General features: G+C 67.8%; 11 protein-coding genes. 2 read left to right on the top strand and 9 right to left on the bottom strand.

What is annotated here, in order from left to right; translation table 11 throughout:
- Positions 1-43: 43 nt before the first annotated feature.
- The 9 genes from JX001_RS05450 to JX001_RS05410 form a co-directional block, all read right to left on the bottom strand.
- Entirely contained in the window at positions 44-2,968 is a 2,925-nt protein-coding gene (locus JX001_RS05450) for a bifunctional [glutamine synthetase] adenylyltransferase/[glutamine synthetase]-adenylyl-L-tyrosine phosphorylase (RefSeq protein ID WP_205682617.1), read from the bottom strand.
- 4 nt (positions 2,969-2,972) lie between these two features.
- Positions 2,973-4,400 carry a sensor histidine kinase gene (locus JX001_RS05445; protein WP_205682616.1) on the bottom strand — a complete coding sequence of 476 codons (1,428 nt, stop codon included), beginning with the start codon at positions 4,398-4,400 and terminating at the stop codon, positions 2,973-2,975.
- Between the two features lie 139 nt (positions 4,401-4,539).
- Positions 4,540-5,211, bottom strand: a complete 672-nt coding sequence (locus JX001_RS05440) for a response regulator transcription factor (RefSeq protein WP_017504381.1) — start codon at positions 5,209-5,211, stop codon at positions 4,540-4,542.
- A gap of 358 nt (positions 5,212-5,569) precedes the next feature.
- Positions 5,570-7,117: a trypsin-like peptidase domain-containing protein gene (locus tag JX001_RS05435; RefSeq protein ID WP_205682615.1), complete on the bottom strand. Its 1,548-nt coding sequence runs from the start codon at positions 7,115-7,117 to the stop codon at positions 5,570-5,572.
- A 108-nt stretch (positions 7,118-7,225) separates the two neighbouring features.
- Positions 7,226-7,732, bottom strand: a complete 507-nt coding sequence (locus JX001_RS05430) for a cytochrome c-type biogenesis protein (protein ID WP_205682614.1) — start codon at positions 7,730-7,732, stop codon at positions 7,226-7,228.
- Positions 7,729-9,717, bottom strand: coding sequence for a heme lyase CcmF/NrfE family subunit (locus JX001_RS05425; protein WP_205682613.1), 1,989 nt, complete (start codon positions 9,715-9,717; stop codon positions 7,729-7,731). The genes JX001_RS05430 and JX001_RS05425 overlap by 4 nt, the downstream gene beginning before the upstream one ends.
- The gene (gene ccmE / locus JX001_RS05420) at positions 9,714-10,199 is read right to left on the bottom strand and encodes a cytochrome c maturation protein CcmE (protein ID WP_205682612.1); all 486 of its coding nucleotides are present in this window, start codon (positions 10,197-10,199) and stop codon (positions 9,714-9,716) included. The genes JX001_RS05425 and ccmE overlap by 4 nt, the downstream gene beginning before the upstream one ends.
- 70 nt (positions 10,200-10,269) lie before the next feature.
- Positions 10,270-11,088 carry a c-type cytochrome biogenesis protein CcmI gene (gene ccmI, locus JX001_RS05415; protein ID WP_205682611.1) on the bottom strand — a complete coding sequence of 273 codons (819 nt, stop codon included), beginning with the start codon at positions 11,086-11,088 and terminating at the stop codon, positions 10,270-10,272.
- Between the two features lie 44 nt (positions 11,089-11,132).
- Positions 11,133-12,488 (bottom strand): hypothetical protein, encoded by a 1,356-nt coding sequence (locus JX001_RS05410; RefSeq protein ID WP_205682610.1) that lies wholly within the window; start codon positions 12,486-12,488, stop codon positions 11,133-11,135.
- 164 nt (positions 12,489-12,652) lie between these two features.
- On the opposite strand from JX001_RS05410, the gene JX001_RS05405 reads away from it, so the two are divergent.
- The gene (locus JX001_RS05405; protein WP_091748833.1) at positions 12,653-13,585 is read left to right on the top strand and encodes an ABC transporter ATP-binding protein; all 933 of its coding nucleotides are present in this window, start codon (positions 12,653-12,655) and stop codon (positions 13,583-13,585) included.
- On the top strand, positions 13,582-14,349 hold the full coding sequence (locus JX001_RS05400) for an ABC transporter permease (RefSeq protein ID WP_205682609.1): 768 nt from the start codon (positions 13,582-13,584) through the stop codon (positions 14,347-14,349). Before JX001_RS05405 ends, JX001_RS05400 begins: the two co-directional genes overlap by 4 nt.
- Positions 14,350-14,358: the final 9 nt, after the last annotated feature.

Genomic DNA, 14,358 nt, shown 5'->3' with positions numbered 1-14,358 from the left:
ATCATCTCCACGGGCGCGTTTGGCGCCCTTTGACATTGCCCTGTCAGGAGATTGAACGCGGCGTTGCGGATTCTCCGTCGCGGCCTGCTGGAACCGCCCGCTCGAAGGCCTTTCGCGCCCGCGCGCGCAGGTCGGTCAGCTCGATCTTCAGCGTGTCGAAGTCCGGCGCGCCGGCGGCCTCGGCCAGGCGCAGCTGGAAGACGCCGGGCTCGCCCTCCGGATCGACCCGCCCCTCGAAGGCGGCGGCCAGAAGATGGGCCAGGCGCTGCTGCACGCGCCAGGCCTCGGCCAGGACCGGGTCGTCGTGGAGCGCCTCCAGCGTCGACAGGGTCAAGGGCTCGCCGATGGCGGCAGCCTGAAGCTGGCGGAACTGGGCCGCGAACTCGGCGTCTACCTGTCCGCCCGGCGACAGCTTCAGATCCCAGAAGCCGTGCGGGCGACGCTCGCGATCCATAAGGCTACGCATCTTTCGGACATCGGCGGCGACATCGACGCCGGGACGCGCGCGACGCAGGGCGGCCTCGATGGCGGCCGAAACCTGGGCGCCGAACTTGGGATCGCTGGCCCAGACCACGCGGGCGCGGGTCAGGACCATGAACTCCCAGGTCTCGGCCTCCTTGGCGTAATAGGCGTCGAACGCCTTCAGCCGCACCGAAACCGGCCCCTTGGAGCCGGTGGGGCGCAGGCGCATGTCCACCTCATAGAGTCCGCCTTCCGCCGTATGCGCCGACAAGGCCGCAATCAGCCGCTGGGTAAAGCGGGCGTAGAAGACGTCGGCGGTCCAGCCCTTGATCTCGGAGGTCGCCTCGGGCGGCGCCTCGTACAAGGTCATCAGATCGAGGTCCGATCCGGCCGTCATCTCGCGCGAACCGGCCTTGCCCAAGGCGACCACCGCCACCGCGCCGGGAAAGGCGCCGCCCAGCCGTTCGGTCTCGGCCAGGGCGGCGGGCGACAGGGTGCGCATGGCGGCGTCGGCCAGGGCGGCGTAGGCGCGGCCCGCCGCCTCTGCCCCCGCCCGACCGGTCAAGGCGTGGATGCCGATGCGGAACATCTGTTCGCGATGCAGGCGGCGCACGGCGTTCATGGCCCCTTCGAAATCCTCCGTCTCGCCGGCCTCACGCAGCATCTGTTCGGTCAGGCCGGTCTCTTCGGACAGATCGACCAGGAAGCGGGCGTCCAGCACCCCGTCCAGCGCCGCCGGTTGCCGGCCAAGCGTCCGGGCGAGACGCGGTGCGAAGGCCATGACGCCCAGCACCATCTCGAACAGTTTGGGCTGGTTCAGGAACAGGGCCTGGACCTGCACGCCCGCCGCCAGGCCGGAGAAAAAGACCGCGAAACGGCGGAACGCCTCGTCAGGCGCACCGGATCGGGCCAGGGCCTCCAGCAGGCGCGGCGCCAGGCGGGTGAACAGTTCGCGCCCCCGCGCCGTGCGCGTCGCCGGGATGCGGCCGTGGTGCCAGCTGCGGATGGTGTCAGCGACCGACGGCGCCTCGGAAAAGCCCATGCGACGCAGGGTTTCCAGCGTCTCGGGATCGTTCTCGACCCCGGTGAAGACCAGGCTGCCGTAGCTGGAGTCCAGATCTTCGCCGCCCTCGAACAGTTCGCCATAGCGGGCGTTGACCCGCGCCAGCAGGGCCTCGACCCGGGCGTCGAAGGCCGCCAGATCATCCGAACCGACCAAGGCGGCGACGGCGGCGCGGCGTTCGGCGTCTTCGGGCAGGCGGTGGGTCTGCTCGTCGTCGAGCATCTGCACGCGGTGCTCCAGCCCGCGCAGCTCGACATAGGCGGCGGTCAGTTCCTCGCAGACCGCCTGGGGCACATGGCGCGCGTCGGCCAGGGCCTTCAACGCCTCCAGCGTGCGCTGTTTGCGCAAAGCCTGATCGCGGCCGCCAAGGATCAGCTGCTGGGTCTGGGCGTAGAATTCGATCTCGCGGATGCCGCCGCGTCCCAGCTTCAGATTGGCCCCGGCGGCCTGCAGCCCCTCGCCTGTCTTGTGGACGTGGATCTGTTTCTTGATCGACTGGATGTCGAGCACGGCCGCGTAGTCCAGGCTGCGGCGCCAAATGAACGGGATCATGGCCTTCAGGAACCGGCCCGCCGCGCGCATGTCGCCCAGCACTGGACGCGCCTTGATGAAGGCCGCCCGCTCCCAGTTCTGGCCGACGCTCTCATAATAGGCCAAGGCCATCGGCCCGGCGACGACCGGCGGGGTCGAGGACGGATCGGGCCGCAGCCGCAGATCGACACGGAAGACATAGCCGTCGCCTGTCCGCTCGGTCAGCAGGCCGGCGATCCCCTTGCCGACGCGATTGGCGAAGTCCTGCATCTCCTCGCCCTCGCGCAGAGCCAGGCCCATAAGGCGCGGCTCGAAGAAGAGGGAGATGTCGATGTCGGACGAATAGTTCAGTTCGTTGGCGCCGTGTTTGCCCATGGCCAGGCCGAACAGGCCGGGAATGGGGCCGCGCGGATCGCCGGGCGGCGAGATCAGCCGGCCGCGCGCCCTCTGTTCGGCGGCGACGGCGCGCAGGGCCGCCCGGCAAGAGGCGTCGGCGAACCGGGACAGCGCGTCGGTGACCTGATCCAGATCCCACACCCCGCCCAGATCGGCCAGGGCGGTCAGCAGGTGAAGGTCGGCCTTCAGCACCCGCAGCGGGGCGCGCACCGCATCCGGCTCGGCGTCCAGCGTGTCCGTGTCGCGAATGATCCGTTCCAGCGCCTCGACCGGGTCGGCTTCCAGCAGGCTTCGCAGATGTTCGGGGCGACGCCGCATCAGACCGGCGAGATAGGGCGAAGCGCCGGCGACGGGCGCCAGGGCGGGCCAGGCGGCGCCCAGAGCATCGCGCCAGCCGTCGGCGTCGGCGGCTTGGATCAGGGTTTCGTGCAGGCGGTCGGCGGCGGCGATGTTTGTGACCGGACCGGCGGGCGTGAGACTGTAGGCCAGCGGGATCGAGGTTTCTGGATGGGCCATCACATCATCCGCTCATCCCGGTCGAGGCCGGCGGCAGCACCAGCGCCACCCGTAACCCCGGTCCGAAGTCGCCGTAGGCGCCGGGGCCCTCGTCCAGCACGACCCGTCCGCCGTGCGCCTCGGCGACGGCGGTGACCAACGAAAGCCCCAGGCCCGAGCCGGGTTCGGTGCGGCTGTTGTCCAGACGCACGAACCGCTGGACCACCCGCTCGCGGTCCTCTTCCGGCACGCCCGGTCCGGTGTCGGTGACGGAATATTCGATCTCGCCCGACGAGCGACGGCGCGCGCGCAGCTTCACCGCCCCGCCGGCGGGGGTGTATTTGATGGCGTTGTCGATCAGGTTGGCCAGGGCCTGGGCCAGGAAGGGCTGGTTGCCCTCGATCATCAGCCCGTTCTCGACCTCGGACGAGAAGTCGATGTCCTTGTCCTCGGCTGCGGGTTCATAAAGCTCGGCCATGTCGGCGGCGAGGTCGGCGGCGTCCATGACCTTGGGATCCGGCGCCCCGCCCGCCTGAAGCCGCGCGATGGCCAGGACAGTGTTGAACGTCTTCAGCAGATGGTCCGCCTCGTCCAAGGCGATGCCCAGGGCGTCGACCCCGTCGATCTTGCCCGCCTCGGCGTCGATCAGGGCCACCTCCAGCTTGGCCCGCATCCGCGTCAGAGGCGAGCGCAGGTCGTGGGCGATGGCGTCGCCGGCGTGGCGGATGGAAGACATGGACGCCTCCAGCCGATCCAGCATGGTGTTCAGCCCCTGGCCCAGCTCATCCAGTTCGTCGCCGGTGTGGCGCACGGGCGCACGGACCTTGAGGTCGCCGTCCTGCACCGACTGCACGACACGGTTCAGCCCGGCCATGGCGTTTTCGACTCGCCGGCTGATGTAGAGACCGCCCGCCAGGCCCAGCAGCATGACCAGGGCCATGGCGCCCCACAGGGCCTGGGTCAGCCGCGCCAGATAGGCCTCGATGTCGCCGATGTCCTGACCGACGAACAAATGTTCGCCGCCGGCCAGGGTGGTGATCACCCCGATGGAGCGACGCCGCTGGACCTTGCCCTGGGCGTCCGTGTCGGTCAGGCGGAAGGTCTCCCAGTCGCTGGCGCCGGCCGGCAGGCTGAGGTCGATGTCGATCGGGGATTCGGTGATGTTGCCGGTGATCGTCTTTCCGGCCTTGTCGGTCAGCAGATACAGATACGGCCCGCCCCGGATGGAGCGTTCGACCAAGGCCTGGTTCAGGGCGTCGATGCCGCGCGTGCGGTGGATCGCCGTCAGGGCGCCCAGCTCGATCTCCACATCCGCCTTGGCCCGACCTTGGGCCTCCGACGCCGAGGCGAAATAGACATAGGCCAGGATCGCCCCCGCCGCCGCCACGAACAGCGCCAGGAACAGCAGCGTCAGCCGGAAAGGCGTGCGGCGAAGGAGGGAGGGAAGGCGCACCTAAAATCCTCCCCCGTTCACGGGGGAGGGGGACCACGAAGTGGTGGAGGGGGCGGCTTCAGCGCCGGTGTCTGGGGTCTCCCCCTCCACCGCCGTGCCGGCGGTCCCCCTCCCCCGCATTGCGGGGGAGGATCTCAAGTCACGCCTCCAAGCGATATCCCGCCCCGCGCACGGTCTGCAGCATGGCGCGGTCGAAGCCCTTGTCGATCTTGGAGCGCAGGCGGCTGATGTGGACGTCGATGACGTTGGTCTGGGGGTCGAAATGGTATTCCCAGACCTTTTCCAGCAGCATGGTGCGCGTCACCGACTGGCCGGCGTGGCGCATCAGGAACTCCAGCAGTTGGAACTCGCGCGGCTGAAGATCGATCTCGGTCGTTCCGCGATGCACCGTGCGGCCGATCAGGTTCATTTCCAGGTCGCCGACCTTGAGCACGGTCTGCACCCCGCCGGTCTCGCGACGACGCGCCAGGGCCTCGACGCGCGCGATCAGTTCGGCGAAGGCGTAGGGCTTGACCAGATAGTCATCGGCGCCGGCCTTCAGGCCCGTGACCCGGTCCTCGACCTCGCCCAGGGCCGACAGGAACAGGACCGGCGTCTGATCGCCGCCCTTTCGCACCGTCTCGACCATGCCGACGCCGTCCAGGCGCGGCATCATCCGGTCCACCACATAGACGTCGTAGCCGCCCTTCTGCGACTCCAGCAGGCCAAAGGCGCCGTCCACGGCGTGGGTGACCTCATGTCCGGCTTCGGAAAGGCCCCGCACCATGGCGGTCGCCGCCTCGGCGTCATCCTCGACCACCAGAATCCGCATCGAAACCCCTCCCGGAATCAAAATCGCCGCCGATGGTAGCGCATCGGCGGCGATCTCAAAACCTGACGAACATTAAGGATGATTAAGATTAGGTTCGCACCAACGCTGGACCATCATAGAACACCCGAAACTCTCCGCTAGGCATTACCGTTCCACACCTCTGATATGTCTGGCCACGAACGGTATTGAAGTAACTATAGCAAACGTATGTTCCTGATTGAGCCTCCGCCCCAGCAGGAATACTAACTAAGCACGATGCAGCCATCAATGCAGCAAGAACCGCTTTCATCTTGAAACCTCCATTAGGTCAAAATGCCACCAAGGATTGCGCGCTGGCAAATCGGGAGTCAAGAGGGGTTTATTTTTTCGTTTGTGCTGAACTCAAATCAAGAACGTATGGAACATTTCCCGTTCCTTTAACCCACAACAACAAGTAGGCGCCGGGACGTGAAGAAGCTTTGACCGCGTCTATGGCGGCTCGAAACTCTCCGACCGTGCGAACGGGCGTGTTCTGAACCTGTTGGATAACCACGCCCTGTGACAATCGCGGATCAACACCCTCTTCAACGCCTGTGACAGCCAAGCCGTCCACGGTGGCCGGCACGCCTAGGCGTTGACGTAAGATGGGTGTCAGAGGAGTGAGATTCAAACCCTCGACCGTGACCGAAGCACCCGCCCCTTCATTAGGGGCAAATCCTTGAGCGCCATCTTCTTGTCTATTTAATTCGGATTCCGAGGGTCGCATCGCTGACCTTGCAGTGATCATCTGACGCCTGCCGTCCCGGATAATCTCCATACGTAGCGTATCGCCCGGCGCGGCGGCGCCAACCAGTCGGGTCAACTTCGTCGAGGAGTCAATCGGCTCACCATTAAGCGAAACAATAACGTCACTGAAACGCAGACCGGCGCGTGCCGCCGGACCATTCTCGGTGACGCTGGCGACCAAGGCCCCCTTCTGCGTAGCTGGCAGGCCAAGAGCCCCAAGCTCTTTTTCGTTTGGCGTGCTGATTTGAACTCCGAGATAGCCCCGCTCAATCGTCTCCCCACGCATAAGGCGAGACGTAATCTGTTTTGCTACCTCGGCGGGGATGGCGAAGCCGATGCCGACCGATCCGCCGGTAGGGGAATAAATGGCCGAGTTCACACCGATGACGCGGCCGTGGATGTCGAAGGTAGGCCCTCCAGAGTTGCCGCGGTTGATGGCAGCGTCGATCTGAAGGAAGTCAGTGTAGGCACTTTCAGCCCCCGGAAGATTGCGAGCCTTGGCCGAAACGATGCCCGCCGTAGCGGTGCCCCCAAGGCCGAAGGGATTGCCGACAGCGATGACCCAATCACCCACCCGCGGATCGGCCGTCTCTTCGAAACTGACGTATTTGAAGTCGTTGCCCTCAACTTTGATGACGGCGAGATCCGTGGCTTCGTCGCGGCCGATCAGGCGGGCCGGCAGTTCGCGGCCGTCCGACATCTTGACCTTGATCTCGGTCGCGTCGGCGACGACGTGGTTGTTGGTGACGATGAAGCCGTCCTGCGAGATGAAGAAGCCTGAGCCGGCGCCTTGGGTCGTCTGCGGCTCATCATTGCCTTGGCCGCCACGGCCTTGCGGCGGCACGAACTGGAACGGCAGGCCGGGGATCTGGAAGGCGCCGCCCTGGGGCTGGTCCACCTTGACCGTCACGTCGATCTGAACGACGGCGGGCGAGACCTGGTCGAAGATGGTCGCGAAGCTGCTGGGCGCGCCCGGCGGGGGCGTGAAGGCGTCGCCGTTGGCCGGAACCGGGGTGATCCGGTTCACCGCCTGCGGTTCCGCATGCGCGCCGGGCCAGGTGATGACGCCGCCGGCGGTCGCCGCCGCCGCCAGGGTCAGGCCGGCCGCGGCCCCGAGAATGAACTCCTTGCGCTTCAGCATCGTGGTCCTTGCGATCCTCTTGTCCAGCGCCAGACGGGCGCCGGTTTCGCGATTGATATAGGCCGAACCGGCGTTGCGCCAATCCCGACCGCCGATCGTTGATCTCGACTAGCGCCCGTCGTGAGGCGAGGTTGCGTCAGGATCGCGGCGAAGCTTCTCATTTCGTAGAACTTCGTCCAGCCGGCGTTCTTCTTCTGGCGTGAGGGGGACGGCCTCAACCGGACGACGGCGTGCGCGCAGGGCCAGAACGGCGACGGCCAGCAGCACCAAGGCGAACGGGCCGAACCACAGCAGCCAGGTCCCCGCCCGGACCGGCGGGGTGAACAGCACATAGTCTCCGAAGCGTCGCACCAGATCGTCGCGCACGGCCTGATCCGACGCGCCGGCCGCGATCTCCTCGCGGATCAGGCGGCGCATGTCGCCGGCGACGCCCGCCGGGCTGTCGGCGATGGCCTCGTGCTGGCAGACGACGCAACGCACATTCTTGAACAGGGCCTGGGCCCGGGCCTCCTGGGTCGCATCGGGCAAGGGGCGGTCGGGTGCGGCGGGCGGTTCTGCCGCCGTCAGCATCAGCGCCAGCACCGGCGCGGCCATTAGGACTAGCAAGCGCTTCATGCGGTCTTGCGCCGGCGCGCGCCGATGCCGAGCCTGAGACGACGATCCAGCAGCGACAGCACCCCGCCCAGCGCCATGATCATCGGCCCCAGGAAGATCAGTCGCGCCCAGGGGTTCCAGTACAGACGCACGACCCAGGCCGGCTGTTCGGGACTGCCCGCGCGTTCGCCGATCACGATATAGACGTCGTCCAGGCCCCGGAAATCGAGCCCGACCTCGGTGGTGGTCTGGCCGCCGGCGGGGAAGAAGCGGCGCTCGGCCGTGACGGTGCTGGCGCGGCCTTGATCGTTCGTGGCGCGCACGGTCAGTCGGCCCTGCTCGGCCAGATAGTTCGGTCCCTCGACGACGCGGACGTCGTCCAGAGTGACGGTCCAGGGGCCGGCGGACACGCTCTGCCCCAGTGAGACGGCGCGGGCGGCCTCGGCCTTGAAGCCCGTCTCGACCACCGCCCCCAGGATGAAGACGCCCAGCCCCAAATGCGCCAGAGTCATGCCCCAGGCGCCCAGCGGTAGCCCCTTCAGTCGGCGCACCGTCTCGGCCATCGAGGCGCGGAACAGGCGGGAGCGCTCGCCGACTTCCAACAGCGATCCCAGGATCAGCCACAGACCCAGGCCGATCCCGGCTGCGGCGAAGGCCTTCCTGGGCTCCCACAGGGCGTAGGCCGCCAGGGCGCCGACGATCGCCAGACCCGCCGCGACGGCCAGGCGCTGCATCGCGCCGGGCAGGTCGCCCCGCTTCCAGGCCAGCAACGGGCCGGCCGGCAGGATCAGGAAGGCGACCATCATCAGCGGGGTGAAGGTGGCGGCGAAATAGGGCGGGCCGACCGAGATGGTCGCGCCGGACGCCGCTTCCAGGATCAGCGGATAGAGAGTGCCCAGCAGCACGGTCGCGGCCGCCGCCGTCAGGAACAGGTTGTTCAGCACCAGCGCCCCCTCGCGGCTGACCGGCGCGAACAGGCCCCCGCCCTTCAGCTGCGGCGCGCGCCAGGCGAACAGGGCGAAGGCGGCGCCGGCCGTGATTCCGAGAATGGCGAGCAGCATCAGCCCGCGCTGGGGATCGACGGCGAAGGCATGGACGGATGTCAGCACGCCCGAGCGCACCAAAAAGGCGCCCAGCATGGAGAAGGTGAAGGCCAGCAGGGCCAGAAACACGGTCCAGCCCGCCAGTGCGCCGCGCCGCTCGGTCACGACCGCGCTATGCAACAGGGCCGCGCCCGCAAGCCAGGGCATGAAGGAGGCGTTCTCGACCGGATCCCAGAACCACCAACCGCCCCAGCCCAGCTCATAATAGGCCCAGAAGGAGCCCAAGGTGATGCCGACGGTCAGGAAAGCCCAACTGGCCAACGCCCAGGGTCGGACCCAGCGCCCCCAGGCAGGCCAGAAGGCGGTCTGCGCCCGCCCCTCAATCAGGGCTGCGACGGCTAGGGAGAAGCAGACCGAGAACCCGACATAGCCGGCGTAGAGCAACGGCGGATGCACGGCCAACGCCGGGTCCTGCAACAGCGGGTTCAGCGATGCGCCCTGGAACGGCGCAGGGTCCAGGCGGGTGAAGGGGCTGGAGGTGAAGACGGCGAAGGCCAGGAACAGCGAGCCCAGCGCGCCCTGCACCGCCACGGCCGAGGCCTTCAGCCCGAACGGCAGGCCGCGCGCCCGCGCCAGCGCCCCGCCGAAGACGGTCAGCACCAGACACCAAAGCAGAAGCGAGCCTTCGTGGCTGCCCCAGGCGCCGGCGACCTTGTAGAGCATCGGCTTGTCGGTGTGGCTGTTGGCCGCGACGTTGGAAACCGAAAAGTCCGACACCACGAAGGCGTAGATCAGGGCTACGAAACTGAGCGCGACCGCCGCCGCCGCCGCCAAAGCCGCGCCCTGGGCGGCCCCGGCCAAGACCGGGCTGCGACGCGCGCGTCCGGCCGCCGAAAGACCCGTTTGCAGGATCGACAGCGCCAGCGCCAGCGCCAGGGCGAAGGCCCCAAGCTCGGCGATCATAGGGGGACGGACTTGGTCACGGCCGGCGCCGTCTCAGGCCGCCACTCGCCCTTTTCCTTCAGACGGTCGGCGACCTCGCGCGGCATATAGTTCTCGTCGTGCTTGGCCAGGACCTGGCTGGCGTGGAAGGTGCGGTCGGGGCCGAAGGCCCCTTGCGCCACGATCCCCTGCCCTTCGCGGAACAGATCGGGCAGGTCGCCGTGATAGACGACGCGGGTCGTCGCGGCGTTATCGGTGACGACGAAGGCGACCACGCCGTCGCCGGTCTTTTGCACGCTGCCGGCCTCGACCAGTCCGCCCAGGCGGATGTTGCGGCCCTCCGGCGCCTTGTCGGCGGTGGCCTCGGACGGCGAGTAGAAGAAGGTCACGCTGTCCTGCATCGCCCACAGCGACAGGCCGACCGCCAAGGCCAGGATCGGCGCCACGGCGGCGACGACCCACAGGCGACGACGCGCCTTCGGCGATTTGGGCAGCCAGCTCATGCGACGGACATTCCGGATTCCAGGGACGGGCCGGCGGCATATACCGCCGTCGTCGCGCAGGACCAACGCGTCATTGCGCGCCGCCCTTCGGCAGTCGGCGTTCCAGATCCAGACGGCGCGGATCGGCAGGGTCGAGCGCGGCGATCAGAGGCGTCCACAGGGTGCGGGCCTCGACGGCGTCGCCGCGCCGCAACGCGGCCTCGCCCAGGAAGAAGCGCGCGCCGAGCTGGTCGGGGTCCAGTTTCAAGGCCTCGCGGAAGGCGGCCTCGGCATCACCGCCGATCTGGTTGTCGTTGGCGACGACCAGGCTTTCGCCCAGCCGCGCCCAGGCCTGGGCGTCACGGGGGTCCAGGGCGATCAGACGGCGAAAGGCTGAGGAGGCGCCCAGCGGATCGCCGGCGGCGAACCGGGCCGCGCCCAGCATGGCCAACGCCTGCCGATCCTTTGGCCGTTCCTGAACGACACGCGCGGTCACCGCCGCCAATTGCGCCGGCTCCAGCCGATCCAGATTGGCCGCCCAGTCGTCGACACGCCGCTCATAGGCCTGATCCGGCAGGCCGGGCGAGCCGGTGAAGACATAGAGGCCCAGCGCGCCCGCGACCGTCACGCCAATCCCGCCCAGCACCCAGAACCGATCTCGGGCGCCGGCCACCGGGGTCGTGGTCGCCGAAACGGCCAGAAGCCGCCGCCCCGCCTCGGCGCGCGCGCCCACGTAGGCCGCCTCGTCCAGCAGGCCGCGCGCCTTTAGCCGATCCAGTTCCTCGATCTCGCGCGAGCCGGCCTGGGTTTCAGCCCCGGCCGCCGGATCCGCGCCGCGTCGCGCGCCGGTCAGCACCAGCAGGGCGGCCAGGGCCGCCGCCAGTCCCGTCATTGTCCAGAACACGATCATCTTCGCCGTCTAACCCATCCGCGAACGTCCGGCGAGGCGTCGTTTCAGCCCAGCCGCGCCGTTTCGGCCGAGGCCGCCCGTCGCCTGACCGCGCGCGCCGCCTCCAGCGCCTCGATCACGGTCAGGAACCGCGCCGCGACCCCGATAAGACGCAGCACATGGTCGGGATTTTCGGCCTCGCCGTCCGACAGACTGTTAAGCGCCTCGTCGGACCAGGTGGAGAGGTAGTCGGTCAGTTCGGCCTTCAGTCCCGAGCGATCCGCCTCGCAGCCGAAGGTAACGGCCGCGCCGCGCAGGGCCGCCACCGCCGCCAGCAGGGCCGCCGCCGCCTCGATCGGTTCGCCCTCGGCCGGCGCCTCCAGCCAGGGCGACATCCGCGTCATCCGGCCGGTGATGACCTGGCGCTTCATCGGCAGGGCGGCGTGGACAGCGCTGGAGGCGGATTTCATGAGGCCCGAAAGCTGGCCCGACACCTGGACCCGCGCCATCCGCGCCGCCTTGCCCCAACTGGAATCGGGCCGCACCTGCAGGCTGAGGTCCATCTCGGCCAACACGCCGGCGCACCAGTTGACGTCGTCCACCACGCCCAGCATCGCCGTCTCGCCCAGCGAGGAACGGACCACGCCGGCGATCTTTTGCACCCGCGCCTGAACGGAGGTCAGCAGCCGCTCGACGAAGACGCCCATGTCGGAATGGCTGAGGGTGATTTCGCGGTCGGCCAAGCGGCTGGTCCGCGTCACGACCCGCAGCATCCGATCGGCGTCCGCCACATGGGCGAACAGGATGTCGATCATGCGCCGCCCGCCGTCCGGCGACATCGTCATACAGTCCTCGATCAGCAGCCGAAGCCCCGCCAGCTGATTGTCGTCGGGGCGTTCCAGCCAGACGGGCAGACGCGGCAAGGCGCCGCGGACCAGAGGCGTCAGGTCGAAACAGCCGGCCAGTTCGGTCGGAGTGATTGGGGGTTGGTCGTCGGCGGGGCGCTGAAACTCGGGCCAAACGTCGCGCGGCCGGTCGCGCAGCACGGCGGCCGCCTTGGCGCACAGGCGGTCGGCCGCCAAGGTCCATTCGCCGTCGATCGTGACCGCGCCGTCCAGCAGCGGGAGGAACTCCTCCTCGCCCTGCACCGCCTCGCGCCAGACCCGTTTCAGGACAAGAGCCGGAAAGACCAGGGCCGGCACGCCGTCGGCGCGCGGCTGAAAGAGCGGCAGCAGGGGGGCGAAGGCCGTGCCGCGACGGGCGCGATCGCGCGCCTCTGCGGCGACGATGTTCGCCAGTTCGGCCGCCTTGTCGCCCTTCAGCGCCGCCACAGCCGCGCCCAGCATCCCCAGCGAAGCGTCGGGACAGGCCTCGACGATCGCCGTCAGAGCGGCGTGGTGGGCGGCAGACAGGGACGGCACGAAAGCTCCTGCCAAAACTCAACTCAGGCCGGCACCGTGCGACAATCGGGTTAACAACGACTTGGCGTCTATTGAGCGTCGCCGCCACTTGAGTCAGGCGTCAGGCACGCCATATTGCCGCCACACCCGGCCCGCGCCGCCGCGCGCGCCGGAAAGGAAAGCCCATGCCCGTAATCGAGATCGACGGCCTGACCAAGACCTACAAGTCGGGGCATCAGGCCCTGAAGCGCATCGACCTGACGATCAACAAGGGCGAGATTTTCGCCCTGCTGGGACCGAACGGCGCGGGCAAGACCACGCTGATCTCCATCGTCTGCGGCATCGTCACGCCCACGACCGGGACCGTGGTCGCCGACGGCCATGACATCCAGTCCGATTTCCGCGCCGCCCGCACCAAGATCGGTCTGGTGCCGCAGGAGCTGACCACCGACGCCTTCGAGACCGTGCTGGCCACCGTCACCTTCAGTCGGGGCCTGTTCGGCAAGGCGCCGAACCCCGCCTTCATCGAAGGCGTGCTGAAGGACCTGTCGCTTTGGGACAAGCGCGACGCCAAGATCATGACCCTGTCGGGCGGGATGAAGCGGCGGGTGATGATCGCCAAGGCCCTGAGCCACGAGCCGGACATCCTGTTCCTGGACGAGCCGACCGCCGGGGTCGATGTCGAGCTGCGCCGCGACATGTGGGCCATGGTCAGAAAGCTGCGCGAGCGGGGCGTCACCATCATCCTGACGACCCACTACATCGAGGAGGCCGAGGAAATGGCCGACCGGGTGGGCGTGATCCTGAAGGGCGAGCTGATCCTGGTCGAGGAGAAGTCGGCCCTGATGAAGAAGCTGGGCAAGAAGACCCTGACGCTGAACCTGATCGAACCGTTGGGCGCCCTGCCCGCCGACCTGTCCGACTGGGACCTGACGCTGAAGAACGAGGGCGGCGAGCTGGAGTACAGTTTCGACGCCAACGCCGACGATACGGGCGTGCCCTCGCTGATCCGCCGGCTTGAGGCGCTGAACATCGGCTTCAAGGACTTGAACACTCGCCAGAGCTCGCTGGAAGACATCTTCGTCAGCCTGGTCCACCAGAACGGAGCCGCGGCATGACCTTCAACGGATACGGCGTCTGGGCCATCTATCGCTTCGAGATGGCGCGTGCGCTCCGCACCTTGTGGCAGAGCGTGGTCACACCGGTGATCACCACGGCCCTGTATTTCGTCGTCTTCGGCGGCGCGATCGGCAGCCGGATGCAACAGGTGGACGGCGTGCCCTACGGCGCCTTCATCGTGCCGGGCCTGATCATGCTCAGCCTGTTCACCCAATCGATCTTCAACGCCTCGTTCGGCATCTACTTCCCCAAGTTCACGGGGACGATCTACGAAATCCTGTCGGCGCCGGTATCGTCGCTGGAGATCGTGCTGGCCTATGTCGGGGCGGCGGCGACCAAGTCGGCGGTGCTGGGCCTGATCATTCTGGCGACGGCGTCCTTCTTCGTGCCGCTGCAGATCCTGCATCCAGTCTGGATGATGGCCTTCTTGATCCTGATTTCGGTGACCTTCAGCCTGTTCGGCTTCATCATCGGGGTCTGGGCCAATGGGTTCGAGCAGCTTCAGATGATCCCGATGCTGGTCGTGACGCCCCTGACCTTCCTGGGCGGCGCCTTCTATTCCATCGACATGCTGCCTGACGGCTGGCGCACGGTGACCCTGTTCAACCCTGTGGTCTATCTGATCTCGGGCTTCCGCTGGGCCTTCTATGGTCAGGGCGATGTGGCCATCGGCGTCAGCGTCGCCGCCACCCTGGCCTTCTTCGCCGTCTGCCTGGGCATCGTCATGTGGATGTTTAAGACCGGCTACCGGCTCAAGAACTGATCCGTCACG

It is taken from the genome of Brevundimonas fontaquae, assembly GCF_017086445.1.
Classification (GTDB): Bacteria; Pseudomonadota; Alphaproteobacteria; order Caulobacterales; family Caulobacteraceae; genus Brevundimonas; species Brevundimonas fontaquae.
The sequence above is the reverse complement of the archived record's forward strand: the minus strand, read 5'-3'. Positions and strand labels throughout refer to the sequence as shown.

Coding starts and splice junctions, on each gene's coding strand:
- JX001_RS05440 (WP_017504381.1), bottom strand. CDS start 5,211: ATGCGGATTCTGGTGGTCGAGGATGACGCCGAGGCGGCGACCGCCATG.
- JX001_RS05405 (WP_091748833.1), top strand. CDS start 12,653: ATGCCCGTAATCGAGATCGACGGCCTGACCAAGACCTACAAGTCGGGG.
- JX001_RS05430 (WP_205682614.1), bottom strand. CDS start 7,732: ATGAAGCGCTTGCTAGTCCTAATGGCCGCGCCGGTGCTGGCGCTGATG.
- JX001_RS05435 (WP_205682615.1), bottom strand. CDS start 7,117: ATGCTGAAGCGCAAGGAGTTCATTCTCGGGGCCGCGGCCGGCCTGACC.
- ccmI (WP_205682611.1), bottom strand. CDS start 11,088: ATGATCGTGTTCTGGACAATGACGGGACTGGCGGCGGCCCTGGCCGCC.
- ccmE (WP_205682612.1), bottom strand. CDS start 10,199: ATGAGCTGGCTGCCCAAATCGCCGAAGGCGCGTCGTCGCCTGTGGGTC.
- JX001_RS05400 (WP_205682609.1), top strand. CDS start 13,582: ATGACCTTCAACGGATACGGCGTCTGGGCCATCTATCGCTTCGAGATG.
- JX001_RS05450 (WP_205682617.1), bottom strand. CDS start 2,968: ATGGCCCATCCAGAAACCTCGATCCCGCTGGCCTACAGTCTCACGCCC.
- JX001_RS05425 (WP_205682613.1), bottom strand. CDS start 9,717: ATGATCGCCGAGCTTGGGGCCTTCGCCCTGGCGCTGGCGCTGGCGCTG.